Consider the following 23,770-nt stretch of genomic DNA (forward strand, 5'->3'; position numbering starts at 1 on the left):
AAGGAGTGCTTACTTATGAAAGGGAGGAACGTCATTGCCCTCGCTTGTGCTGCCACACTGCTGATGACTTCCGCTTGCAATAGTGCGAACCGGACACAGCAGACGCCAACCGATGGGGAGAGCAAGGAGCCGATCAAGCTGACCGTGCTGCAGTATTTGCTGAATGTGACCGATGAGGATTTCAGCAAGCTGATTGCGGAGCCGGTGAAAGAGAAGTTCCCGAATATTACGATGGAGCTGGTTCGGAAGCCCGCCAATCAGTCGTTCGAGGACATGCTGACGGCCGGGACGTTCCCGGATCTGATGCTTCAGGCCAACTTCGATATTTACAAATATACGCCGCTCGGACTAGCCGAGGATTTAAATGCGTTGGTGAAAAAGAACAACATCGACTTGACTAAATTCGACCCGAGCATTATCCAGACCTTGAAAAGCTACGGAGCGGGCGGCGAGCTGTATATGCTGCCTTTGTACAGCAATCCGGCGGCGTTATATTATAACAAAGACATTTTTGACCGGTTTGGGGTCCCGTATCCAAAGGATGGAATCACTTGGGAGGAGACGATTAACCTTGCGCGGCAATTGAGCAAAACCGACGGAGCTCAGCCGTATTACGGCCTCGACCTGATCGCGGCTCCGCGCATTTCGGCGTCCTTGCTGCTTCCGCTATTCGACTCCAAGACTGGGAAAGCGTCGTTGACGTCTGATAGCTGGAAGTCCTATTTTGAAATGTACAAATCGATCAAAGATATTCCCGGCAACCAGACGAAGGGCATCTTCAACGATTTTGAAAAAAACAAAAATTTGGCCATGATGGTCGCTTACAATCGGTTAAATCAGCTCGAGGAGCTGAATAAAAGCGGAACTGCGCCTAACTGGGATATCGTGACGTTCCCGAGCCGCAAGGAAGCTCCGCTGGTGAAAGAAACGGACGTCTCCGGCCTCCTGTTATCCACCAAGAGCCAGCATAAGAAAGAGGCGTTCAAGGTGATGGCCTTCTTGACCGAGAAGGAGAGCCAGGCCCGAATGGCGAGAAGAGGGCTGATTCCGGTTATCCAGGATCCCGAGGCGACGAAGGATTTCGGGGCCGATCTGGCCTCGCTCAAAGGAAAGAACGTGCAGGCGCTGCTGAAAATGAAGAGCTCGCCCAACCCGCAGCCGACGGAATACGAAGAAATCATCAAGGATGTCATCAATAAATCCATGAACGATTATCTGAAAGGGAAGTCGGATACGAATACGATTCTAAGACAGGCGGAAGACGAAGCCAATAAGCGAATCGCTGAGGCTAAGAGATAATGAATAAAAAAGATCGCCCAATGATCCATTTTAGCAAAATGGTTGGCGATCTTTTTGTCGTGCGGGGGCTCAACGTGCTTTCGCTTGGAATTGACGATGGAGCTCCTTGACTTGCTCTGCCAATTCAGGAACGGGACCGTCTGTCGGTGTATCTCGAATCACTTCGTGAATCGGCAAATTACGAACGCGGGATGGAGCAGCTCCCATTTCACCGAGCCATTGTGCCAGCTGCTCAGAGGAGCTCGCATAAACAATGCGGCCCAGTCCAACCCAGCCGTGAGCTGCAGCGCACATCGGGCAATGCTCTCCCGAGGTGTAGACCGTCGCCTTGCCTCGTTCTTCAACGGTCATGTTACTCACTGCCCAGCGCGCCAACGCAAATTCCGGATGCTGGGTATGGTCGCCGCCAGCTACATGGTTATGATCTTCTGCCAGCACAACTCCGCTCGCTGAGACTAGAATGGAGCCGAACGGCTCGTCTCCAGCCTCCAGTGCAGTCCTTGCAAGCTCGACACAGCGCTCTAGGTGCTTCAAATCCACAGCATTTATCATAAATCAACCTCCTCATCTATGAATTATGGTATCATAACTGAAACGACGAACAAAAGCAGCCTGCCGGAGGACAACATGATCATCACGATTATTAATATCGTTAACATCATTAACCAATTTATTGTGGCCGGAACCAAGCCCGTCATCACGTTGTATGCCTCCCAATTGGGCGCTACGCCATCGGAGATCGGTCTGCTTGTATCCGTATTCGCCTTTTTGCCTGCCTTTTTAGCGGTGCATATCGGCAAATGGATTGATAAATACGGGGTTCGGCGGCTCGTTGCTTTTGGAGGAACGGGCATTGTTGTCTCGCTGATTGTCCCCATCCTGATGCCCAACTTGATTACCTTTATTTTTTCGCAGGCGTTGATGGGCATTGCCTTCACCTGTCAGGTCGTCGCACTCCAGAAGAGAGTGGGCAATAATACGGATAATGTGGATAAGCGCATTGCGATGTTCGGGCTATATTCTTCGCTCGGGGCGATGCTCGGTCCTTTGGTAAGCACCTTTATTTATGAAAAAGCAGGCTTTTCACTTTCCTACGCGGCCAACGGGTTTGCGGCTTTGATCGCTGTGGGAACCATTTATGCGGTCAAAAAAGGGATCTGGGAAGTGTCCAAAGAAGCCCAAGCCCCGAAATTCGCCGATCATGAGAATAAGAGTGTGTGGAGCATGCTGCGGAACCGAGAGCTGCGCAACGCGGTCATCACCAGCGGCTTAGCCATTTCCAGCAAAGAAATTTTTTCGGCGTACTTTCCCCTGCTTGGGGAGAAGCTAGGTATGACTCCGACCACCATCGGCCTGATTCTGTCCATTATGGGCGGTGCAGCCATGATTATTCGCTTTGGACAGCATCCCTTGGTTCAACATTTTGGGAGGGGCCATGTCTTAACGTGGTCTTTGTACCTTAGCGGCCTCATCTATATTTTGACTGCCAATCTATCTGCCGTGCTTGTGATCGCGGTGCTGGTTACGGTGCTTGGGGCAAGTCTAGGCCTCGGACAGCCGCTAAGCTTGGCTTATGCCATCCAGGTCAGTCCGTTGGAACGCCGGGGCGAAGTCCTAGGGATGCGAATCACATTCAATCGCGTCTCCCAAACGCTAATCCCCGCCTTGTTCGGAGGAATCGGGGGGGTTGCTGGTCTTACGATCATTTTCGTAGCCAGTGGAGTCATGTTATTAGTCGGGGGATTCATGACTCGGCCAAAGATCGATCCCCAGAAGGTAGGGGCGTAGCTGTATCGCATTATACTTATAGTTGACCGTCGAGAGGGTGCTCGGTGGTCTTTATTTATTTCCCGGGGAATGCGCGGTACAATCATCCTAGGGTGACAGTAATTGATATACGTCTTTTTGTGGGCAGCAGTACAAGGATTGTCACTTACTTGCAGTGAACGGATCCTCCTATAATAAACCCGAAGACGCTGCTCCGTGCTTGTGTTAAGCAGGAACAGCGGTGATAAAGCATAACAGGGAGGGTATTATGAAAACATTCACGACAAAAAAAGTCAGTACGGTAATGTTGGCATCGCTTCTATTAGGCGTGCTGGCCGGCTGCGGCGGAGGAGAAACAAAGGAAGCGGCAAAAAGCGGTGCTGACAGCGCTGCGGCTCCCGCACAGAATTTGAAGGTTCAATTCATGGTTCCATCGTTTGCCGACGTTCCGGACATGAATAATGAGTATTGGTCCAAATTCCAAAAGGACAACAAAGTCCAATTGGATGTGGAATGGATTCCATCCGGCGATTATGATACGAAATTCGATCTCGTGCTCGCCTCCGGCAACCTTCCGGAAGTCATCGTAGCGAACAGCATCACCCGTCCGACGCTCCAAAATGCCGTGAAGCAGGGCGCGTTCTGGGATTTGACTCCGATCCTCGGTGACTTCAGCAAGTATCCGAATTTGAAGAACAACGGGTATAAGGATGTTTGGAACTATGTCCGTACCGACGGCAAAATCTTCGGCGTGCCGAGAAACCGTCCGCATATCGACCTCAGCCTCAAAATCCGGAAGGACTGGCTGGATAAGCTTAATATTCCAGTGCCAACGACGCTCGATGAATATACAGCAGCACTAAAAGCGATGGTCAACGGCGATCCGGACGGCAACGGGAAGAAGGATACGATCGGTTTGATCGGACATGGCACGACAGGCAACTTTTTCTCGGACAGTGACGGCAGCTTCTTGGCTGCGTTTGGTGGTCTGGATCCCGTGTACGCTAAGGACGGCGGTCTGATTAACAAGTACCTGACGCCGAATTACACGAACATGGTCGCTTACTTCCGTCAGCTGTATGCCGATGGCATCTTGGCCAAAGACTTCTCAGCGATCAAGCAGACGCAAGCGGAGGAAATTTTTACCACAGGTCGTGCGGCCTCGTATGGCAGAAATACATGGCGGGATTACAGCTTCGAGCAAACCATCAAGAAGGTGCAGCCGGAGGCGAACGTCATTTCGCTGCCGCCGATGAAAGGTCCGGGCGGTACCAGTGTTCAGCTGTCGGTTCCGTTCTCTGGAGCGTTCTATATCTCGAAGAAGGTGCCGGAAGCGAAAGTGAAGCAAATTTTGGACTTCTTCGAACGGACGACCACGCAGGAGCAGACTGATTTTAACTACTATGGAGTAGAAGGCGTAGACTACAAAATGGTCGAGGGTCAGCCGCAGCTTACCGAGCTGGGTGTCAAACAAGTTACTGCGAACGGGACGGGCGCGATTTTCCCACTCGCCTATAACAATAAAATGAAAGTCATCAATCCTGCGGCTCCGAAGGCGTATAACGATGCGAAAGAAAAATCGGTCGCCAGCTATGCCCAGGTGGGCAAGATTGATCCGTTCTCGATCATCAATTCGAATACTTGGACTTCGATCTGGCCGAAATACCAGTCCGATTGGCAATCGAATGTGGTGAAGGCGATTGTAGGCCAAATCTCGATGGACGACTATAAAGCTTATATCGAGAAGCTAAACGCCACCGCAGAGTTCCAAACGGCATACAAGGAATTTGCGGCCGACTACAAAGAGAAATTCCCGAAATAACAGCTCGGGCTTAACGAACAGGGAGGGCTTATGGTTAACTGGGGCAGCAAGCTTCTGAACAAACGACGAATGGCAAATCCGAGAACCTATTTGTACAGGCTCATCTGGCTTGGCTGTATTTCCGTGTGCATTCCGGTGTTTTTGGCCAGCCTGGTGTACTATCAGATCTCGACGAACCGGATGGAAAAATATATCCAGACGGAAAGCGATTCGTCCTTGACCATTATGAAGGACCGTGCTGAACGCGTCCTGCAAGAGATGGAGCAGGAGTCTCTCCAGTTAGCCAATGATCCCTTGATTCAGCAGGAGCTATCCGGGCCGATCGATGAAAGCGGTATTTTAAAGCTGGATATTTTGAAAAAAATCGCCCTGGTGAAAAATTTCAACAGCTTCATCAGCGAAATTTATCTCTATAGCAGCACGAATCAGCTTATTATTTCCAATGAATACGGGGCAATAGACAAAACTTATTACAAGTACAAAGATCAGCTCGATCAACTGCTGGCGAGCAAGCATCCGACCCAATGGACACAGCTGAAGGGCAAGGAAGGGTACATTACGTTTGCGAGGCAGCTGCCGTTAATCGGAACCGAAGGGCCTAAAGGGGTGCTGGCGTTTGAGATCGAAGCGTCCCAGCTGAGCAAGTTTATGGAAACCGACACCGTATTGCTCACGGGAGACCAGGATTTGTACATTGTGAAGCTGCACGATCCATTCGGGGTGGACCGGAAGCCGGGGGAAACTTTGGCGAAGCAGACCGCCGGGCTCAAGGGCATTGCGATCATCAAAGCTTCGGATCAAAGCTCAGGCCGATTTGTGGCGGAAGGCATTGACGGGAAGCCGGCCCAGTACCATTTTGTCAAAAATGTGTTCTCCCGAACATACGTCTCTGTCATTCCCGAGCAAGTCATCACCGACCAGCTCAGCTGGATTCGGAACATGACGGCGCTGATCCTGATCGTGTTCGTCGGCATCGGGATTCTCCTAACGTATATTACGTCCAAACGGGCGTACACGCCGATCGGACAACTGATGAACCACAGCCGAACGCTTCGGGGCAGCCGAACGAGTGGCATCGAGCTTAAAGGCAGCGAGCTGGATATCATCAAGGAATCGCTCGATTATTTGAGTCAAGAAAGCGAGAAGCTGCACACCGTCATGCAAAATATCGAGCCCTCCTTGCGCGAAAAGTTCCTTTTCAAGCTGCTGAGCGGGGACTATACGGCCAATCAAACGCTGCTTCAGGATTGCCAAACGTACGGGATTCAGATGGAGATGACGAACGTCGTGCTCATTGTGGATGCGGAAAATATTTACCGGGAGAAGCGCTTTTTGCCCGAGGAGAAAGGCATTGTAGCTTTTTCGCTGGCTAACGTGATGCAGGAGATTTTGAACGATCAGAAGCTGATGGGCTATGCGATTCCGTATCAGGGCAGAGGGGTGGCCATCCTGCAGTTTAAGCCGGATATGGTGCAGCAAACGATGCGGGACCTGACCTCGGACTATGTGTATGTGATGATCGATGCGTTCCACAAATATTTATCCTTTGAGGTGAACGTGGGGATCGGGAGGTTCTATCCTTCGATTGCGGACGTTCCGGTGTCCTACAAAGAGGCGGATCAAGCGCTGCAATACCGAATTTTTCGCGATGCGGAGCCGCTGTTATTTATTGATGACGTGGAGCACGTGAAAAAGCAGACCGTCCTGCGCTATCCGATCGAGCTGGAGCGGGAGATCCTTCATTCCCTCGAGCAGGAGGAGCTGGCTTCGGCGGTGCAGCATTTCAAGAAATTTACCGAAACGCTGCGAAATTCCCAATCGTACGTGTTCATTTACCAGAGCTATCATTTGTTTCTGTCGTCCTTTATTGTGTCGCTGGAGAAGGCGGGGGCGAATGTGTTCGATTTGATGGAGCAAAATTTGTTCGGCCAGCTCCGAAGCAAGCAAACGTCGAAGGAAATGCGCGACTGGTTTGAAGAATCGCTGTTTCCACTGTATCTGGAGTTAACACGCAATGACCGGGAAGCGGCAGGGGACTCGGCGATCCAATGGGTCTGCCAATATATTCATGAGCATTACGGCAGCGATGTCTCCTTGGTGCACTGCGCTGATCGCGTGGGGCTTAGCCCGTCGTATTTGAGCCGCTTATTTAAGAAGCAGGTAGGGAAGAACTTCCTCGAGTATGTGGTGGAAACGAAGATCGGCGAGGCCAAGCGGCTGCTCAAGGATACGGATCATAGCATCAGCGAGGTGGCAGAGGCGATCGGCTATTCCGAGCGCAACTTTATTCGCCTGTTTCAGCGTTATGTACAGATGACCCCGGGGCATTTTCGCTCCGAGCATCGTTAAATCGAATGGATTGGAGAACGATATCGATGAAAATCAAACGGATCGAGACGTTTACGACCCGGCAGCTGTCCGTCGTGCGTGTCACTTCGGAGGACGGACTGCAGGGCTATGGGCAAATCGCGCCATACCATGCCAATATTTCGGCGCTCGTGCTTCATCAGCAGGTCGCTCCCCATGCACTGGGGGCCGACGCCAACGACATCGAGGCGCTGGTTGAGAAGGTGGTCAGGGAAGAGCATAAATTTCCCGGCTCTTATATTTGCCGAGCGGTCGGTGGGCTAGACACGGCTTTGTGGGATTTGAAGGGGAAGCGTCTGGGAAAAAGCGTCAGCGAGCTGTTGGGCGGTACGCCCGGCAAAGTGAAAATTTATGGCTCCAGCATGAAGCGCAACATTTCACCGGCTGCGGAAGCCGAGCGGATTCAGCGTTTGATGGAAACGCAGGGCATCGAGGCGTTCAAAATCCGCATCGCCAACAATTTTGCAAACGATGTGGATGTGTATCCGGGCCGATCGGAGGAAGTGGTGCGGGCGGTACGGAAAGCCATCGGTAACCGCGCGGAGCTGTTTGTTGATGCGAACAGCGGACTGACGCCGGCCAAAGCGATTGAAACCGGCAAGATGCTGGCTGAGTACGGAGTGTGCCATTTTGAGGAGCCATGCCCCTATATGGAGTTAGAATGGACCAAGCAGGTAGCCGATGCCTTGGATATTCCGGTCACGGGCGGGGAGCAGGATACGGATTTGGCCCAGTTCCGCCGTATGATTTTGATGCGCGCCGTGGACATCGTCCAGCCGGATATTTGCTATGTAGGTGGAATCAGCCGTGCGCTGGAGGTTGCCAAAATGGCGGAGGCTGTTGGGATGCCTTGTATGCCGCATGCCGCCAATTTATCGATGCTGACCGTCTTTACGATGCACATGGTTTCGGCCATTCCGAATCCGGGCAAATACATGGAATTTACGATTGAAGACGACGCTTGGACAAACGGCTTGTTTACCGAGCCTCTGAAGGTGGAGGATGGTCAAGTTCAGGTTCCGCAGGGTCCAGGCTGGGGCATCACGGTGAATCCGGAATGGCTGGAAAAGGCGGAGTATCAAATCAGCGAATAAGCAATGGGCGAGGATGGAGGTACGGAGAGAATCATGCAGACACATACACCTGCACAGACTCAGACGAATCTGAGGATAGATAGAGAGCGCAGCCAGAGCTATTCGCGATTGTGGAGGGCGATGGTCCAATGCAAATGGATGTACGTGCTGGCGCTGCCAGGCATCCTGTATTTTATTTTGTTCAAATTCGTGCCCTTGTGGGGGCTGATGATTGCGTTTAAAGAATATAACCCGTTTCAAGGCTTCTGGGGCAGCCGGTGGATTGGCTTTACGAATTTTACGGATTTGTTTTCGAGCCAAATCTTTTATCTCATGCTCCGCAATACGTTTGCGGTTAATATTTTCAGCATTATCTTCATGTTTCCGCTGCCGATTCTGCTGGCTTTAATGCTCAACGAGGTCCGTCATGAGGCGTTTAAGCGGATCAACCAGTCGATAGTCTATTTGCCCCATTTTTTATCGTGGGTCGTGGTGGCCAGTATGACCTTCTTCATGCTGTCCACGGATGTGGGGCTGATCAATAAGCTGTTCTCGGCGGTGGGCATCGGGCCAGTGTCGTTTCTGTCCAACCCGGATTATTTCTGGGGATTGCTGACTGCGCAGAGCATGTGGAAGGAAGTCGGCTGGGGAACGATTATTTTCCTTGCAGCCATGGCCGGCGTAGATCCGCAGCAGTACGAGGCCGCCGTGATCGACGGGGCATCGCGAATGAAGCAAATCTGGCATGTGACGCTGCCGGCGATTCGTCCGACGATTATTATTTTGCTGATTCTGCGGCTCGGTCATATGGCGGATGTGGGCTTTGAGCAAATTTTGTTGATGAACAATCCGCTGGTCACCTCCGTATCCCAGGTGTTTGACACGTATGCGTATACGATCGGGATCTTGGGAGGGAAAGTGAGTGTCGGTGTCACGGTAGGGATGTTCAAGGGCGTCGTGGGGCTAGTCTTAGTGATGATATCCAACTACGCCGTGAAGAAGCTGGGGCAAGAGGGGATTTATTAAGGAGAAGGAGGGGAGCTCACTTGAGTTTTGTAGCTACCAAGAAGCTGACGGTCTTCGATTATATAAACTACTCGCTGCTTGCCGTCATTTCCATCGCGTGCGTGTTTCCGTTTATTTATGTGTTCAGCGTGTCGTTTACCGACCCGGCCGTGTATGTGCCATTGGAATTTTATCTGGTTCCCGAAAAATGGTCGTTAGCCGCCTACAAGTACATTTTATCCACCAACAGCTTTATTAACGCGCTTAATAGCACGGTGTACGTTACGGGCATCGGGACAGCACTTAGTATCGTGCTCTCGTTTACGTTTGCGTACGTGTTAACCAAAAAGCACGTGCCCGGCCGCAAGCTGATGCTTGGCGGGGTGGTGTTCACGCTCGTTTTCAACGCGGGGATCCTGCCGAACTACTTGTTAATGAAGGAAATGAATTTGTTAAATTCCCATTGGTCGTTGATCTTGTCCGGTCTAACGAACGCGTGGAGCTTGCTGGTCATCAAAGGGTTTCTGGATTCGCTCCCCCCAGAGCTGGAGGAGGCGGCGCGCATTGACGGCTGCTCGGACATCGGCGTCTTTTGGCGCATCGTGATCCCATTATCCATGCCCGCCATCGCCGCGTTCTTCCTGTTCTTCGCGGTGTCGTACTGGAACACGTACTTCAACGCCCTAGTTTATTTGAGCGACGCGAAAAAATGGACCCTGCAGGTGCTGGTGAAATCGCTGGTCATCGATTCCGAATCGAACGGCGTCGGCGCGGGCGGAGGCAGTGACGACCGGGTGCTCCCGCAGGAAACGATCCGCATGGCGTCCATTGTACTGGCGATGGTGCCGATCTTGATCGTGTACCCGTTTTTGCAGAAGCATTTTGCCAAGGGCGTTATGCTCGGCTCGGTTAAGGGGTAGTGGAAAGGGCTGTGTGTGGAGTTCGAGTATACTAAGGCTAAGGAAACCGCAGGATGCATGACAGAAATGTCATACCTTGCGGTTTCTTTTATAAGATTCGCTTCTGCTGCCGGAAGTAGAGTATAGTAGGAATAGTTGAAAATATATTCCAGGAGGCTACTGCCATGGTACAGGAGATTTGGATTAACCTGCCGGTCAAAGATGTTGGGAGGTCAGCTGCCTTTTTCAATGAGATTGGAATCCATGCGGTGAGCTTTGGTAACGAGAGAGCCAAGCTTGCCATAGGCCAAACAACGATTCTGCTGTTCCCGGATGCGGCGTTTGAGAAATTTACAGGTTCAAAAATCGCAGATACGTCCCATAGCGCAGAAGTAATATTTTCCATTGGCGCTGATAGCAGAGAAGAAATCGATGCCTTTATTCAAAAAGTAGAGCTTGCCGGAGGAAGCATCTTTGGCAAGCCGAGTGAGGTTGACGGCTGGATGTACGGCGCAGGATTTGCCGACCTGGACGGTCACCGCTGGAACCTGCTGTACATGGATAAGAGCAAAATGCCGAAAAGCTAATATGGAAACGCCGGTCACCTGCTTTAGGTTACCGGCGTTTTTTACACCCCGCATAATCTCATATCTGCAAGTGTCAAAGCGGCGTGTGCTTCACGACCAAACGACCAACGACGCCCAACAACGAGCGGCTAGTCCATCCAAAGCGCATCATAAGCTCGTATTAAATCCAGCTCCGAGCACATTTGCTTGAGGCTCTCCATCACATGCGATTGAAGCGGAATGCCGTTCACGCTACGCTCCTTGTACGTCTGGTTTTCCTTTTCCCCGGGGTATTTCATCGGATCGGCGCCGGCGGCAACAGGGGCTTCATGGATCCTCCCGATCATCTCATCCATTAGCTCGTGGAAGTCTCCAGCCGAAGGAAACGCGTCTATGCGCAGGGCGCAGAAGGCATGGCTTTCCTCGCCCTTTCGGCGAAACATGCTGCCTCCGTCGCCCGACAGCAAGCCGGTGAGAATATCCGTCATGAGCAGCAGACCGAACCCTTTATGCACGCCATGAGTGGCGGTGCTTCCAAGGGGAAGAATCGCACCCTTTTCCGCAAAATAGACGCTAGGGTCGGTAATCGGCTGCCCTTCAGCGTCCACCGCCCAGCCTTCCGGCATAGGCTTGCCCGCCCAATCGAGCATGTGCAGCTTATTGGCGATTGCCATCGTAGGGGCCATGTCGAGCACGAACGGACCGTGCTTCCCGCCGGGAGCGGCAAACGCCATCACGTTATTGCCGATGAGCCGGCTCCGCCCGCCGGGCCCGGTGACTGTGGTGCCGCCGGTGGAGTACATGATGCCGATCATGTTGTGCTCGGCCGCCATCAGCGTGTAGTAGGCACCCGCACCGCAGTGGTTGCTGTTATACACGGTAGCCCATCCGGTCCCGTACTGCTGAGCCATCTGAATCGCCTCGCTCATCGCCCTGTGGCTCACTACAAAGCCAAGGCCGTTGTCCCCGTCCACGGACGCCGTGGTCGGACTGCCGCAGGCTACCTTGATATCCGGACGACGGTTGATTTTACCGGATTGGATGCCCTTAATGTAGTTGTTGTACAGGTTGATGACCCCATGGGAGTCAATGCCGCGCAGATCAGCGTCGACGAGAATGCGTGCCGTCAAATCGGCGTCTTCAACCGGTATGCCTGTTTGCTGCAAAGCTAGCGATACCAAATGCTCCAGCTGCTTAGGATTTGCTTTTTGACGCGATGGTTCCATTATTGATCCGCTCCCGTTGCCCATAGTGACGTACCCAATGTTCGATGCGATTGTATCATAGATCCCGTGATTCCGCTTGAAATTGAATTAGCGCGCCAGCGGCTCGGAGTTTGGCCGGTATACCGCTTGAACACGGTAGCAAAATGCTGGCTTGACGGGTACCCGAGCTGGTGGGCGATGTGTGTGATCGGCTCTGTGCTTTCTTCCAGCCAGCGGCAAGCTTCTTTGAGCCGAAGCCGCTCCATGTAGGAATTCGGCGACAATCCGCTGTAGGCCTGAAACGTCCGGTAAAAATGCGACTCGCTGACCCCAGCCTCCTCTGCGAGCTGAGCTACGGCGGGCCTCCATTCCGGTTCCCTGCGCATCCGCTCGATCAGGGATTCGAACCGATGGACCAAATCATCGGCTACGGAAGCGGCGACGGTTTCCGGCCGGACGAAATGGAGCAGAAGCTCGACGATGGATTGGCGAATGAACGTGGAGCGGAGCGGACTTTCGGTCATCAGGGCTTGCTGCAGCCGGATGAAAGTGTCAACAGGCCGCAAGCCGGTATGGACAACGCGGGGAAGCGCCGCTAGAGCGCTTTCCAAAGCGGCGATTTCGTTCGGAGGCAGCCGCAGCCAATCTTTCGATTGCGGGGTGGGGGAGCTGACGATCAGCCACCAAATTTTGCTCGGCTCGATGACGTTGAACCCTCCGCGGTGCCGCTCTCCCGGGCGCGTGTGAAACACGTCGCCGCCTTTCGTTTCGTACACGGTACCGTCCAGCTCCCAGCCCGCTTTTCCACGTTCCACCAAGACGAATTCGAAGCAGCCCGGATGTGCGTGGTCACGGAGCGGATGTGCCTTGCGAAACTCATCGCAGCCGAACATGACCAGCTCCGGTACGTCCTCGATGGGACCTTTATTTTCTGCCTCGTAAGTCCATCGGGAAGATGCCCCGCCGCCTTTCACGGTTGAGCTTTTTTTCATTCGTTGCTCCGCCATGGAAAACTCCCTTTCTTAAGCTTAAAAAAAATGTTTCCGATAATCCCTCATGTTTCTGATCCTACTTCAGATTCTCTTGAACGTCAACGCGGGCTGCAGTCAGTTATGCTGGCATTAAACCCGTTTGAGGAGGCACCTAACTATGACGGAAACCGCATTACGCAGCTACAAAATCACACCGGAGGATAAGCAAACCTTCGAACGCGATGGCTACTGGATCAGCCCGAAGCTGCTTACAGATGAGCAAATCGAGCGTCTTCGCCGCGCTCACGAACGGATCTGGTCGGGACAGTATGACGGGGACAACTTCCCGATGAACCATAGGCCGCCAAACAAGAACCCGGATGCGCTCAGGAAGCTGGATAACGGCTGGTGGATCAATGATGATATTCGCACGACCGTCACCGATCCTGTGATGGGTGAATGGGCGGCCGATCTGCTGGGGGTGGACGAAATCCGGCTGTGGCACGATCAAGTGATTTACAAGCCGGGCGTCGGCGATCAGGAGACGAGCGCGGGCAACGTTGGTTGGCATCAGGACTTCGGCTACTGGCAGTGCTCCAGCACGACGAATATGGTGACCGTATGGATCGCGCTGCAGGATACGGACTTGACGAATGGGGGCATGTCGACCATCCTCGGCTCACACCATTGGGGGCTAGTGCCGGACAGCAATACGTTCTTCGACCAAGACATGGATGCGCTGAAAAAGAAATACACGTCGGGTGGACGAGAGTGGGTCGAGGAGCCGTGCATCCTAAAAGCAGGGCAGGCAAGCTTTCATCATGCGCTGACGTTCCACGGATCGGGTGCGAACCGAACAACGGAGCCGCGGCTCTCGATCGTGGCGCACTTGATGCCCGGAGGCACCCACTACAAAGCCCGTGTGCAGCGCCACGACAATATTCGGCTGCTCGGGCCGCGTCCATCTGACGGCCAGCTGTTCGAGGGCGTCTACTTCCCGAGCTTGTACAAGCGGAGATAGAGGCTCCGATCAGAGCCAAAAGGCTTGCTGTGCTCAGCAGGCCTTTTTCCGCATTCCTTCAGCCTCGCTACCTCCCCCTCCGCACCATCCAACCGATGCCGGCCAAGATCAGAAAAATACCGCCCCCTACGGCTCCCCAGAGGAGGGAGCCCTGACGCACTCCAGCATAAATGCCGCTCATCGCGATCGTGTACGGCAGAATCCCCAAGGCGGTCGTCCAGGTAAACGCCCAAATATTCACGTCCAAGAGCCCCGCGGCATAGTTCACAAAATGATACGGAACCAGCGGGATGAACCGAATGAGCAGCAATCCAAGCTGCTCTCGCTTCTTAAGCCACTCCTCGACCTTGGCCACATAAGGGGCCGCCAGAGCGCTGAAGAATGGCTTGGCAACCCAACGGGAAAGATACAGCCCGCCCAGCGCCCCGATGATGCCGCCGATGAACGAATAGACGCCCCCCATGACGGGGCCGTAGATTTCCATCAAAGCGATGGAGGTAAATTCGCCCGGCACTGGAAGAATATTGACCATTGCTTGAAACACGATACCGATCAAGATGCCGCTGTAGCCAAAATGCCGAATCGAGCTCATGAGCCGCTGGGCTTCGCCGATCCGGAGCAGATAAATATAATACGCAATCATGCCGCCGATGAGGAGCAAGCCAATGACGCTGATCCAGCGCTTATACAGCATCACGTTTGTCGATTCCATAGACTTTACCCTTTCCGGTATGTGCTTTGAATTATTGTGGCAGGATAACCATAATCTATTCTGAATTTCCACGCTGGAAGACCCTCACGGAGGTAAACGAGATGGAAAAGTCCAAGCTAAGCATCATGATTTTAACAGCCCGATTCGGGGAGGGACACCTTCAGGCTTCCCGGGCGCTCATGCAAAGCTTTTTAGATCAAGGGATTGAAGACATTTGGATGATTGACTTGCTGGAAGAAGCGCACCCGCTACTCAATAATATTTCCAAAAAAATGTATATTACCAGCACGAAAGCTATCAAATACGGAATTGACTACTACGGGTGGAGCTACTACATGACTCGCAAATATAGGCAGCATAACCCTTGGCGCAGATATTTTAATTATTTGGGCGAAAAAAAGCTGCGGGAAATGATCGAAGAGAAGCGACCGAATGCGATTATTAATGTATTTCCTTTCGCGGCCGCGCCAGAGATTGCCCATGGCTCGGACATTTTAAGCTTTACCGTCTTGACCGACTATGCGCTGCATTCGCGCTGGGTCCATCCGGGAACCGATAAATATTATGTAGCTACTCCAGAGCTTAAAGCCGAGTTGCTTACCAAAGGGTTTGAGCAGGATCAAATCGAAGTGACCGGAATTCCGATACGCCCTTCGTTCTACCATATTTCAAACCAAGACAATCCATTCAAGAAGGTGCTCCATCCGGATAAAAAAACCGTCCTCATTGCCGGGGGAGCCTATGGGGTGCTAAGTGAAATCGAAGGGATGATCCAATCGCTGCTTTCCCGAACCGATTGTCAGATGGCGATCGTTTGCGGCCGGAACGAAAGGATGGCTTCGCAGCTGAGGGAGGATTTTGCCGGCGATCCGAATGTTCATATCTTTGGATTTATTGACAATATGCAAGAGCTCATGGCGCTCTCCTCCTGTATCGTAACCAAGGCGGGGGGGCTGACCCTCACGGAAGCCTTGACCTTGTCGCTTCCCGTCTTTATTTACAAGCCCTTCGGGGGGCAGGAGAAAGAGAACGCGTTATTTTTTGAAGGGAAAGGGATCGCCAGAATCTCCTATAGTGTGGAAGAGCTGGAAGCGCAGCTCTTAACGTTCTTATCCGACGGGGCGAAGGCCAACGCCATGCAGCTTCGAATGGCGCCGCTTCATCAAGCGCATGCAGCAGACCGTATTGTCAAAGATATTCTCCAAACGATGACTCAGAGCCTGCTTCAGCCGGTTTGAGTTCCATAGCTACAAAGCCACTTTAACGTGGCTTTTTTTCGTTTGAGCATACACGAATGCTTGATTTAATAAATATTTAATTAGAGGAATGAGGAGGGCTGAACCCATGGGACGCAGGACGCGTGTATTAATCATTACCGCAAGCTATGGAGATGGACACCTGCAAGCCGCCCGTTCGCTGATGCAAGCCTTTGTAGCTCAAGGGTCTGAGGACGTTTTGGTCATGGATCTCATGAAAGAGGCCCATCCGGTAATTCATAAAATTTCGACCACCCTTTATATCCAAAGCATGCTGATCTCCCGGTTTGGATTGGATTATTACGGCTGGAGCTACTACTTGACTCGAAACGCCAAATTCGATGTGGGCTTCAACCGGTATGTGAATCACTTTGGTCTCGGAAAAATGGAGGAGACGCTCGAGCAGTTTCGTCCTGACGCCGTGGTCAGCACGTTTCCGTTCGGCGTTGTACCGGAGCTGTGCAGCCGGAAGGGCATCCCGAATTACACGGTCATAACGGATTTTACCTTGCATGCCCGTTGGGTGCATCCCGCAGTCGATAAGTACTATGTGGCGGCAAAGGAATTGAAAATGCAGTTAATAAACAAAGGAATACGGCCGGATCGGATTGAGGTTAGCGGCATCCCTATTCGTAAAGCGTTTGATCAAGCCAGCCAGGAAAAGTCGGAGCTCATGCCCGAATCGCCTGATCCCCTCATTTTGGTGCTCGCGGGCTCGTATGGTGTGCTCGGGAATGTGGACGACATCCTGGAGTCGCTGCTGCGCATCGAGGGATGCCGGCTGGCAGTCGTGTGCGGACGTAACCAGAAGCTGGAGAAAAAGCTGCGCATGAAGTACAAGGATGCCCCGGAGGTGGAGGTGCTCGGATTTGTCGAGCACATTCACGAGCTTATGAAGCGCTGCACCTGTATGGTCACGAAGGCCGGCGGGCTTACCTTATCTGAGGCTATCGCACTGAAGAAGCCGGTGTTTATTTACAAACCGTTTGCAGGACAAGAGAAGGAGAACGCCTTGTTTTTATCCAGCAAGGGGATTGCGTTTATTTCGGAGCAGGTGAAGCAATTAGAGCTGCAGATGGAGGCGTTCCTAGCCGGGAAGTATGACCCTTCGGAGCTGGAGTCCCGGCTGGAGGAGCTGCGAAAGTCGAGCGCGTCGGCGTTGATCACCGAGGATATTGTGCTGCATACGCAGGAGCGACAATTGCTTTTTCGCTAACTGTATAGCAGCTTCTTTTTTTTGGAAAGGTAAGTATTATTGGTCACGATCGACGCGTATATAAAATTTAGAACGCTCTTTCACTTGAAGGAGGCATGACATGAATCTGGTCATAGGCTATATGATCGGTGCGCTCGCCGTCTATTCCGTGATTCCGACCATGCTGATTCGGCTTTTTGGAGTAGGGGTGTATCGAAAAGGGGACGGGGGCCGCTTGATCGCCTTAACGTTCGATGACGGTCCGGATCCGTTATACACGTCCCAATTGCTCGATTTATTGCAGCGCTACGGCATCTCATCGACCTTCTTTGTCCTGGGATCCAGCGCGGAAAGGCATCCGGAGCTTATTAAACGTATGCATCGCGAAGGCCATCTGATCGGGATCCATAATTATGAGCATAAGGCGAACGCCTTAATGACGCCGAAGCGGGTGATGCGGCAATTAAGCCGATCGGTGGAAGCGGTAGAGCGGATTACCGGTGTGAAGCCGGAATTTTATCGGCCGCCTTGGGGCGTGATCAATATCTTTGATTTTTTGCTGCTTCGGCGGTTTCGGTTCATTCTTTGGTCGATCATTGTGGGGGATTGGAGCAGCCGCGGCGGCAAGCACAAGATCAAGAGCCGCTTGGAATCGAAGCTGAAGGACGGTGCCGTGATTGTTTTGCATGACAGCGGGCAGACACTGGGGGCGGATCAAGATGCGCCTTCTCATATGCTTCAAGCGTTGGAGGAATTCGTTAGGGAGGCATTAGCGAAAGGCTATTCCTTCTTGAGAGTAGATGAGAAAATGAAGCTGGAAGTGAAGGCAAAGCAGCACAAACGCGGCTATTATCGGAGAATCTTAGCTTATCTATGGCATAAGTCGGATGAAATCTTTCATCATTGCTTTGGTGTAAAACCGATCAGACATGCAAACCCGCCCTTTTTTCTTTACCGGGTGCGCAGATACCTCGGAGGCGACCTAGAGCTAGCGGATCAAAGCACCTTAAGGCGCGGGGATCAGGTGATGGAGCTGCATTTCAATAATGCGATGCTGGTCCGCCTCGTCTCCGAATCCCGGTCGCTCGTTCAAGTTGCGGTGCAGATGCTCCAAATGGTGAGGCAAGCCTTGCCTTACATGGCTGAGATTTTAGCCCAGGATCCTCGGTACAGCGAGGTAAAGGCGATCTACGGCATTACGATGATTCATCGCGGCGCCGAGCGGCTTGGCTTCACCGTCATGAATTTGCCGGAGGGCTGGTTTTCCACCCTCACTCGAATGTACCTGCGAGCCCAGCTTTCGGCGATTCATCCGGAAGGCCGTCTCAGGCTAAAAGGGAAGCAAGATGTGCTGATCCCGAAGCTCGTCGTCTTATCGGTGCAGGCGCTGAAGCAGCAGTATCCAATTTCGACGGAAGAAAATGAGCGTGAATGCAGCTGTCTCTCTTAGGGAGGGCTGCATTTTTTTATGCGCATAAATCCGTAGGTTCCTCAGGGAGGATAAATATGCCGAGAAATCGAAGTATAGGGAAAAATCATTCCAGAAAGCGTAGGAAATCATCCATGTTTGTTTCTGTTTCTGAGGAAGTTCAAACCTATACGGCTCGCGATGGGAGCTTGCTGCCGTATCGCTATTTTGAGGGCCCCGCTGATGCTGCGCTTATCTTTTTGCATGGGATTACCGAGCCGAGCCTGTATCTAAGCACGCTGGGCAGATACTTGGCGGACCAAGGCCTTGCGACCGTGTATTTGCCGGATTTGCGCGGCTATGGGGCAACCCCGATTCGCCGGGGCGATATCGACTACATCGGGCAGCTTGATGACGACCTCGAGGACTTGATCCGTCATGTACAGGCACGCCAACCAGGCGCCCGCATCGTGTTCGGCGGACATTCCGCAGGCGGGGCGACCGCACTTCGCCAGACGGTCCGGCCGATTCATGACGACGTGCATGCCTATTTGCTCCTCGCACCGGCGCTCAGTCCGAGCTCTCCTCTCGACCGCAAGGACAAGCTGGTGAATGAATCGAAGGTGAACGTCCCCAAATACGCCTTGCTCATGGCGTTAAATGCGCTGGGGATTCACCGCTGGGATCATACCGTGGTCTACCGTCGACTGACGCCCAAGGAGCGTCTGCATGGTACCGAATCCTGCAGCCTAAGCTACAGATTGGCCTTATCACGCATGGTGGGGAGCGATTATGCGAAGCATCTTTCCCGTCTGGCCAAACCGACCTTTGTTCTCATCGGAGAAGACGACGAAGTGTTTCGGGCGGAAGCTTACGAGCCGTTGTACAGGCAATACTGCAGTGCCGACGTCCGCGTGCTGCCTGGCCATAACCACGATCAAATCATCCAAACGGAGCAAGCCTTGGCTATCGTCGGTGAGTGGCTGAAGGAGCAGCTTGTTAAAGCAGAAGCGATCCAATAAAGCGCTTTACAAACGAACATATATTCGGTATGATGTTAATGGGTTATTTTACCATATGGGGTGATGCAGAATGAAGAGTTCTATTTCTAAGGGACGTTTATGGACAGCCAGAGTGCTTAGCGGTCTTGCCGTATTGTTTATGCTCATGGACAGTATTATGAAATTATTCAAGCCCTCGTTTGTTGTTGAGTCTACGGTTGCGCTCGGTTATCAGGAGCACCATATTGTATTAATCGGGATACTGGGGCTTGTGTCCACGATTCTCTATGTGATCCCGAGCACCTCGATTTTGGGGGCTGTGGTGCTGACCGGTTACTTTGGTGGAGTGATGGCGACACACATCCGTCTGGATGCGCCTCTGTTTTCTAACATCCTGTTTCCGGTTTATCTTGCAGTCATGCTTTGGGGAAGCCTTTGGTTAAGGAATGAGCAGGTACGCAGACTTTTTTCATTCCGCAACTGAAAAACTTTGATACAATAAAGAAGTGCTACTAAACCTGTGACGATAAGGAGAGTTGAAGGACGTATGAATCGAATGGACTCCCGATTAACTCCGCTGCTGAAGAGCTTGGTCGAAATGAATCATGGACCTGCTGGATGTGCTTGCACAGTTATTCAAAATGGTGAGGTATTGTATCAGGAAGGCTTCGGCTATGCCGATCTGGACAAGGGCACCCCTATCGCCCAAGATACCATCTACCGAATTTATTCGATGACCAAAGTCGTTACTTGTGTAGCCGCCCTCATGCTTTATGAGAAAGGGCATTTTTTGCTGAACGATCCGGTGGAGGAGTATTTGCCGGAGTTTAAAAATTTGTCGGTCTACCGTTATAACGAATTCGGCGTGCGAACCGCTTCCCCAGCGGCTGGGTCGATTCGGATCAAGGATTTGTTCATGATGACCTCGGGGCTTACCTACGGAGGAGATATCCTCGAAACGGAGCGCCAGACCCGTACCATTATGGAAAATGCCGTACATACGATGGACATGCGTGCTCTTTCCCAAGCGCTCGCGACCGTTCCCCTCGCCTTCGACCCGGGGACACACTGGAAATACGGAACAAGCCACGATGTTCTGGCTGCATTAATTGAAGTGATCTCAGGTGAATCGTTCGGAGAATTTTTGAGAACGAACATCTTCGAGCCGCTCGCCATGAACGATACTGCGTTCCGGATTTCAGATGACAAACGTGACCGCTTATGCGTCATGTATGACCGCAAGGAAGACGGCACACTGACCCCGAATGTCGATCGAGATGCTCCTTACCAGCCGGGATGCAAGTACGAAAGTGGAGGAGGCGGTCTGCTTTCCACGATCGGCGACTACAGCCGTTTCGCTCAAATGCTGGCCAGAGGCGGCGAATTGGACGGCGTTCGCATTCTCAGCCGCAAAACGATCGAGTTAATGGCCCAGAATCACTTGGGACCTGAGCAACTGAAAGACTTCAACTGGCCTCAAATGAAAGGCTATGGGTACGGTCTAGGAGTTCGCGTGATGATCGATCCAGCTGAAGGCGGTATTAACGGCACGATCGGCGAATTTGGCTGGGCGGGCTTGGCCGGTTCTTGGGTGTTGATCGATCCGAAGGAGCAATTATCCGTCGTATATATGCAGCAAATGCTGCCAAGCAATGAGCCGTATATCCACCCGCGCCTGCGCGCCGTTATTTACGGGGCGCTGGAGTAAGGCAAGTCAAGGGGCGCCCTCGTGGCGCTCTTTTTATCAACCCACAATTAGGAGGCTCATTTGGTGGAACACTTCATTCCAAGAATCTCAGCCATTGAAATTCCTGTCTCGAATATAGAGAGATCAATCCATTGGTACGTTAAAATGTTTGGTTTAGAGGTGCAATATCAAGGTTCAAAGGATGCAATGTTAACGTTCAATGAGGTTGGTGTGCCGGGCATTTTCCTTTGTCAAACGGAAGATAGTCAAAGGCTGCAATTTGTTAATACTTCGAATGGCATAACCCACAGTGTAATCGATTTTTATACATCTAATCTTGAAGCGTATCGAGATTTCCTGATAGAACAACGAGGACAGGTTTCGAGTAAGTTTAATTAAGAAGCTAAACTGGCAAGTGACCATCCAATATTGATACAATTGAGATATGCAAATAACCTACACTAAGAGAGGCGATTACTATGGAGCTTGGATTACGAGGAAAAACAGCAATTATTACCGGTGGAAGTAAGGGGATCGGACTGGCCACTGCAATAGCTCTGGCATCCGAAGGGGCGCAGGTGTCCATCGTTGCACGGAATATCGAGCCTTTAAAGCAAGCCGCGCAGCTTATCTTGGAGAAAACCGGGGTAGAACCACTCATCGTAGCCTCTGATGTTTCGGTAGAGGAGGACGTTCGCCGTGCGGTGGAGCAGACGGTCGAACGGTTCGGCGGCATCGACATTTTGGTCAATAATGCTGGAACTTCGGCTGCCAAGCCTTTTGAATCCGTCACCACAGACTCATGGGAAGCCGACCTGGATTTAAAGCTGTTTGGTGCCGTACATTTTGCCCGGGCCGTCATTCCATTCATGCGTAAGCGTGGCGGCGGTGCCATACTCAACGTAACCGCAATCGGCGGTAAAACCCCATCGGCCTCTTCCTTGCCGACTTCTGTAAGCCGTGCTGCAGGACTGGCCCTGACCAAAGCGATGAGTAAAGATTTGGCAGGAGACAATATCAGAGTCAACGCCGTATGTATCGGGCTCATCCGAAGCGATCAGATTGAGCGCATGTGGCAAGCCAAGGCTCCGGAACTAACTTGGGAGCAATTTGCAACCGCTCCGCAGCATGATATTCCGCTTGGCCGAATAGGGCGAACGGAAGAAGCCGCCAATGTGATTACTTTCCTTGTATCTGAAGCAGCATCTTTCGTTACGGGAACGTCGGTAAACATTGACGGAGGTAAGGCAGCAGTTCTGTAGCAGTGTGATCCATTACCCATGACTAGAATTAGGAAGCCTTTATTTTAATCACCGGCTCAGTTATTATAGTCACATTCCTAAGAGTGGGAGGTGATACTGATGGCAATCAGAGATTGCCGGATTGGAACAGCCTCATGCAAAGCCTGAATTGGAGGCGATACTTTGCATGGGCAGGCCGGGATTCACGAATGTCGCCCAAACAAGCATTCATCGTTTTCTAATACTTGGCTTTGCACCTTATTTTGCTTTCAAATAATAAAAATAAGGGGCTACGTCCAATGCGCGAACCATTTATTAGAAACCATCAATATAATTTTATCAAAAACCAAGCAGACTCCGTGTTACAAGCACTCCGAACGGTCGGCGATCCGAAAATACTGGAATCCGTTCGACTCAACGCACAAACCAAGGTGGCGGGGCTGTTTCCTGACATAAGAGACGACCGGAAATCCATGCTGGAATCGATTTCGGATATGAAAACTGCAGACGATTTTAAAATATACTTGCAGGCGCTCGAGCCGTATCGGGTCGCGTTTTCTCCCATTACCGAACAGCAGATTCGGAAGCTTTTCCCGAAAAACAAAAAGCTGAAGCTGCCGGATCTTACACAAATCGACTTTCGCTCTGTATCCTATTTGAGCTGGATCGATATATCAACCAATAAAATGTTTGTCGTGTATCATGCAGGCGGACAATTCGTCGGCATAGAAGGCCGATACACTGCGACCCATAAGAAAAGCTATTGTTTTGCTTGCAATAGATATGAAGAATTGGTTTTATTTTCAGCCGTATCCAAAAAAAGGCCGGCACATGCTGTGCCTGACTATTACAAATCTGTCGGCAATTATGTATGCATGAACGGCCACGAGTGCAACAAAAACATGACCGACGTTTCTTCTTTGGAGAAGTTCATCGACTCGGTTCTAGGATAGAATCGAGAACACAATGCAAGTCAGGGGCGGCTCGGGCCGCCTCTTTTTCTTTTTCAACCGAATCCTTACCGAGTCCAAGACGTAGTATATATTAATATGCTCTTTACCAAATGAGGTGTGATGAATGTACATTTTGGCGATTTTACTGCCACCGGTGGCGGTCTTGTTTTGCGGCAAACCCATTCAAGCGGTATTGAATTTAATTTTAACCTTATTCTTCTGGATTCCCGGAGTGATTCATGCCATTCTGGTGGTCAACGAGAGGAAGCAGGATAAGCGGATGGAAAAGATGGTCAACCGGATGAAAAAATAATGAGCAGCG

General features: G+C 51.7%; 23 protein-coding genes. 19 read left to right on the forward strand and 4 right to left on the reverse strand.

Annotation, left to right across the window (positions count from 1 at the left end):
- Positions 1–15 precede the first annotated feature (15 nt).
- A complete protein-coding gene (locus FPZ49_RS14480) occupies positions 16–1,299 on the forward strand; it encodes an ABC transporter substrate-binding protein (RefSeq protein ID WP_186445822.1) in 1,284 nt (427 codons plus the stop codon).
- A 69-nt stretch (positions 1,300–1,368) separates the two neighbouring features.
- On the opposite strand, the gene FPZ49_RS14485 is transcribed toward FPZ49_RS14480, so the two are convergent.
- Positions 1,369–1,851, reverse strand: coding sequence for a nucleoside deaminase (locus FPZ49_RS14485; RefSeq protein WP_144847851.1), 483 nt, complete (start codon positions 1,849–1,851; stop codon positions 1,369–1,371).
- 75 nt (positions 1,852–1,926) lie between these two features.
- Here FPZ49_RS14485 and FPZ49_RS14490 point away from each other — a divergent pair, with 75 nt between their 5' ends.
- The 7 genes from FPZ49_RS14490 (at position 1,927) to FPZ49_RS14520 (ending at position 10,819) form a co-directional block, all read left to right on the forward strand.
- Positions 1,927–3,087, forward strand: a complete 1,161-nt coding sequence (locus FPZ49_RS14490; RefSeq protein WP_222429911.1) for an MFS transporter — start codon at positions 1,927–1,929, stop codon at positions 3,085–3,087.
- 247 nt (positions 3,088–3,334) lie between these two features.
- Positions 3,335–4,888, forward strand: coding sequence for an extracellular solute-binding protein (locus tag FPZ49_RS14495; protein ID WP_144847855.1), 1,554 nt, complete (start codon positions 3,335–3,337; stop codon positions 4,886–4,888).
- A gap of 30 nt (positions 4,889–4,918) precedes the next feature.
- Positions 4,919–7,237 carry a helix-turn-helix domain-containing protein gene (locus FPZ49_RS14500; protein ID WP_144847857.1) on the forward strand — a complete coding sequence of 773 codons (2,319 nt, stop codon included), beginning with the start codon at positions 4,919–4,921 and terminating at the stop codon, positions 7,235–7,237.
- A 26-nt stretch (positions 7,238–7,263) separates the two neighbouring features.
- Positions 7,264–8,349, forward strand: coding sequence for a mandelate racemase/muconate lactonizing enzyme family protein (locus tag FPZ49_RS14505; RefSeq protein WP_144847859.1), 1,086 nt, complete (start codon positions 7,264–7,266; stop codon positions 8,347–8,349).
- Positions 8,350–8,382: 33 nt separating this feature from the next.
- A complete protein-coding gene (locus FPZ49_RS14510) occupies positions 8,383–9,354 on the forward strand; it encodes an ABC transporter permease (RefSeq protein ID WP_261381413.1) in 972 nt (323 codons plus the stop codon).
- Between the two features lie 20 nt (positions 9,355–9,374).
- The gene (locus FPZ49_RS14515; RefSeq protein ID WP_144847861.1) at positions 9,375–10,253 is read left to right on the forward strand and encodes a carbohydrate ABC transporter permease; all 879 of its coding nucleotides are present in this window, start codon (positions 9,375–9,377) and stop codon (positions 10,251–10,253) included.
- Positions 10,254–10,417: 164 nt separating this feature from the next.
- Entirely contained in the window at positions 10,418–10,819 is a 402-nt protein-coding gene (locus FPZ49_RS14520) for a VOC family protein (protein ID WP_144847863.1), read from the forward strand.
- 128 nt (positions 10,820–10,947) lie between these two features.
- Here FPZ49_RS14520 and FPZ49_RS14525 read toward each other — a convergent pair whose 3' ends face one another.
- Both FPZ49_RS14525 and FPZ49_RS14530 read right to left on the reverse strand, forming a co-directional pair.
- The gene (locus FPZ49_RS14525; RefSeq protein ID WP_186445823.1) at positions 10,948–12,024 is read right to left on the reverse strand and encodes an Ldh family oxidoreductase; all 1,077 of its coding nucleotides are present in this window, start codon (positions 12,022–12,024) and stop codon (positions 10,948–10,950) included.
- Positions 12,024–13,010 (reverse strand): helix-turn-helix transcriptional regulator, encoded by a 987-nt coding sequence (locus FPZ49_RS14530; RefSeq protein ID WP_144847867.1) that lies wholly within the window; start codon positions 13,008–13,010, stop codon positions 12,024–12,026. The genes FPZ49_RS14525 and FPZ49_RS14530 overlap by 1 nt, the downstream gene beginning before the upstream one ends.
- Positions 13,011–13,152: 142 nt before the next feature.
- Between FPZ49_RS14530 and FPZ49_RS14535 the strand changes: the two genes are divergently transcribed.
- Positions 13,153–13,995, forward strand: coding sequence for a phytanoyl-CoA dioxygenase family protein (locus tag FPZ49_RS14535; RefSeq protein WP_144847869.1), 843 nt, complete (start codon positions 13,153–13,155; stop codon positions 13,993–13,995).
- Between the two features lie 67 nt (positions 13,996–14,062).
- Here FPZ49_RS14535 and FPZ49_RS14540 read toward each other — a convergent pair whose 3' ends face one another.
- Positions 14,063–14,707 (reverse strand): TVP38/TMEM64 family protein, encoded by a 645-nt coding sequence (locus tag FPZ49_RS14540; RefSeq protein ID WP_144847871.1) that lies wholly within the window; start codon positions 14,705–14,707, stop codon positions 14,063–14,065.
- Between the two features lie 101 nt (positions 14,708–14,808).
- Here FPZ49_RS14540 and FPZ49_RS14545 point away from each other — a divergent pair, with 101 nt between their 5' ends.
- The 10 genes from FPZ49_RS14545 to FPZ49_RS14590 all read left to right on the forward strand — a co-directional run bounded on the left by FPZ49_RS14545 (position 14,809) and on the right by FPZ49_RS14590 (position 23,761).
- Entirely contained in the window at positions 14,809–15,945 is a 1,137-nt protein-coding gene (locus tag FPZ49_RS14545) for an MGDG synthase family glycosyltransferase (RefSeq protein WP_144847873.1), read from the forward strand.
- A gap of 106 nt (positions 15,946–16,051) precedes the next feature.
- Entirely contained in the window at positions 16,052–17,179 is a 1,128-nt protein-coding gene (locus FPZ49_RS14550; RefSeq protein WP_186445824.1) for an MGDG synthase family glycosyltransferase, read from the forward strand.
- Positions 17,180–17,279: 100 nt separating this feature from the next.
- Positions 17,280–18,608, forward strand: coding sequence for a polysaccharide deacetylase family protein (locus tag FPZ49_RS14555; RefSeq protein ID WP_144847877.1), 1,329 nt, complete (start codon positions 17,280–17,282; stop codon positions 18,606–18,608).
- A gap of 56 nt (positions 18,609–18,664) precedes the next feature.
- The gene (locus FPZ49_RS14560) at positions 18,665–19,588 is read left to right on the forward strand and encodes an alpha/beta hydrolase (RefSeq protein ID WP_186445825.1); all 924 of its coding nucleotides are present in this window, start codon (positions 18,665–18,667) and stop codon (positions 19,586–19,588) included.
- A gap of 70 nt (positions 19,589–19,658) precedes the next feature.
- The gene (locus FPZ49_RS14565; RefSeq protein ID WP_144847881.1) at positions 19,659–20,051 is read left to right on the forward strand and encodes a DoxX family protein; all 393 of its coding nucleotides are present in this window, start codon (positions 19,659–19,661) and stop codon (positions 20,049–20,051) included.
- Positions 20,052–20,114: 63 nt separating this feature from the next.
- Positions 20,115–21,275: a serine hydrolase domain-containing protein gene (locus FPZ49_RS14570; RefSeq protein WP_144847883.1), complete on the forward strand. Its 1,161-nt coding sequence runs from the start codon at positions 20,115–20,117 to the stop codon at positions 21,273–21,275.
- Positions 21,276–21,338: 63 nt separating this feature from the next.
- Positions 21,339–21,653: a VOC family protein gene (locus tag FPZ49_RS14575; RefSeq protein WP_144847885.1), complete on the forward strand. Its 315-nt coding sequence runs from the start codon at positions 21,339–21,341 to the stop codon at positions 21,651–21,653.
- Between the two features lie 80 nt (positions 21,654–21,733).
- Positions 21,734–22,516 carry an SDR family NAD(P)-dependent oxidoreductase gene (locus FPZ49_RS14580; RefSeq protein WP_144847887.1) on the forward strand — a complete coding sequence of 261 codons (783 nt, stop codon included), beginning with the start codon at positions 21,734–21,736 and terminating at the stop codon, positions 22,514–22,516.
- Between the two features lie 278 nt (positions 22,517–22,794).
- Complete coding sequence (locus tag FPZ49_RS14585; protein ID WP_144847889.1) at positions 22,795–23,448, forward strand: FusB/FusC family EF-G-binding protein; 654 nt, start codon at positions 22,795–22,797, stop codon at positions 23,446–23,448.
- A 124-nt stretch (positions 23,449–23,572) separates the two neighbouring features.
- The gene (locus FPZ49_RS14590; RefSeq protein ID WP_144847891.1) at positions 23,573–23,761 is read left to right on the forward strand and encodes a YqaE/Pmp3 family membrane protein; all 189 of its coding nucleotides are present in this window, start codon (positions 23,573–23,575) and stop codon (positions 23,759–23,761) included.
- Positions 23,762–23,770: the final 9 nt, after the last annotated feature.

Origin of the sequence: Paenibacillus cremeus, from assembly GCF_007786445.1 — a bacterium.
GTDB classification, from domain to species: domain Bacteria; phylum Bacillota; class Bacilli; order Paenibacillales; family NBRC-103111; genus Paenibacillus_G; species Paenibacillus_G cremeus.

Excerpts from the sequence above, each read along its gene's own strand:
- FPZ49_RS14545 (WP_144847873.1), top strand. The coding sequence starts at position 14,809 with ATGGAAAAGTCCAAGCTAAGCATCATGATTTTAACAGCCCGATTCGGG.
- FPZ49_RS14530 (WP_144847867.1), bottom strand. The coding sequence starts at position 13,010 with ATGGCGGAGCAACGAATGAAAAAAAGCTCAACCGTGAAAGGCGGCGGG.
- FPZ49_RS14480 (WP_186445822.1), top strand. The coding sequence starts at position 16 with ATGAAAGGGAGGAACGTCATTGCCCTCGCTTGTGCTGCCACACTGCTG.
- FPZ49_RS14540 (WP_144847871.1), bottom strand. The coding sequence starts at position 14,707 with ATGGAATCGACAAACGTGATGCTGTATAAGCGCTGGATCAGCGTCATT.
- FPZ49_RS14570 (WP_144847883.1), top strand. The coding sequence starts at position 20,115 with ATGAATCGAATGGACTCCCGATTAACTCCGCTGCTGAAGAGCTTGGTC.
- FPZ49_RS14565 (WP_144847881.1), top strand. The coding sequence starts at position 19,659 with ATGAAGAGTTCTATTTCTAAGGGACGTTTATGGACAGCCAGAGTGCTT.
- FPZ49_RS14490 (WP_222429911.1), top strand. The coding sequence starts at position 1,927 with ATGATCATCACGATTATTAATATCGTTAACATCATTAACCAATTTATT.
- FPZ49_RS14520 (WP_144847863.1), top strand. The coding sequence starts at position 10,418 with ATGGTACAGGAGATTTGGATTAACCTGCCGGTCAAAGATGTTGGGAGG.
- FPZ49_RS14510 (WP_261381413.1), top strand. The coding sequence starts at position 8,383 with ATGCAGACACATACACCTGCACAGACTCAGACGAATCTGAGGATAGAT.
- FPZ49_RS14560 (WP_186445825.1), top strand. The coding sequence starts at position 18,665 with ATGCCGAGAAATCGAAGTATAGGGAAAAATCATTCCAGAAAGCGTAGG.
- FPZ49_RS14555 (WP_144847877.1), top strand. The coding sequence starts at position 17,280 with ATGAATCTGGTCATAGGCTATATGATCGGTGCGCTCGCCGTCTATTCC.
- FPZ49_RS14535 (WP_144847869.1), top strand. The coding sequence starts at position 13,153 with ATGACGGAAACCGCATTACGCAGCTACAAAATCACACCGGAGGATAAG.
- FPZ49_RS14505 (WP_144847859.1), top strand. The coding sequence starts at position 7,264 with ATGAAAATCAAACGGATCGAGACGTTTACGACCCGGCAGCTGTCCGTC.
- FPZ49_RS14580 (WP_144847887.1), top strand. The coding sequence starts at position 21,734 with ATGGAGCTTGGATTACGAGGAAAAACAGCAATTATTACCGGTGGAAGT.
- FPZ49_RS14590 (WP_144847891.1), top strand. The coding sequence starts at position 23,573 with ATGTACATTTTGGCGATTTTACTGCCACCGGTGGCGGTCTTGTTTTGC.
- FPZ49_RS14550 (WP_186445824.1), top strand. The coding sequence starts at position 16,052 with ATGGGACGCAGGACGCGTGTATTAATCATTACCGCAAGCTATGGAGAT.
- FPZ49_RS14525 (WP_186445823.1), bottom strand. The coding sequence starts at position 12,024 with ATGGAACCATCGCGTCAAAAAGCAAATCCTAAGCAGCTGGAGCATTTG.
- FPZ49_RS14485 (WP_144847851.1), bottom strand. The coding sequence starts at position 1,851 with ATGATAAATGCTGTGGATTTGAAGCACCTAGAGCGCTGTGTCGAGCTT.
- FPZ49_RS14500 (WP_144847857.1), top strand. The coding sequence starts at position 4,919 with ATGGTTAACTGGGGCAGCAAGCTTCTGAACAAACGACGAATGGCAAAT.
- FPZ49_RS14495 (WP_144847855.1), top strand. The coding sequence starts at position 3,335 with ATGAAAACATTCACGACAAAAAAAGTCAGTACGGTAATGTTGGCATCG.
- FPZ49_RS14585 (WP_144847889.1), top strand. The coding sequence starts at position 22,795 with ATGCGCGAACCATTTATTAGAAACCATCAATATAATTTTATCAAAAAC.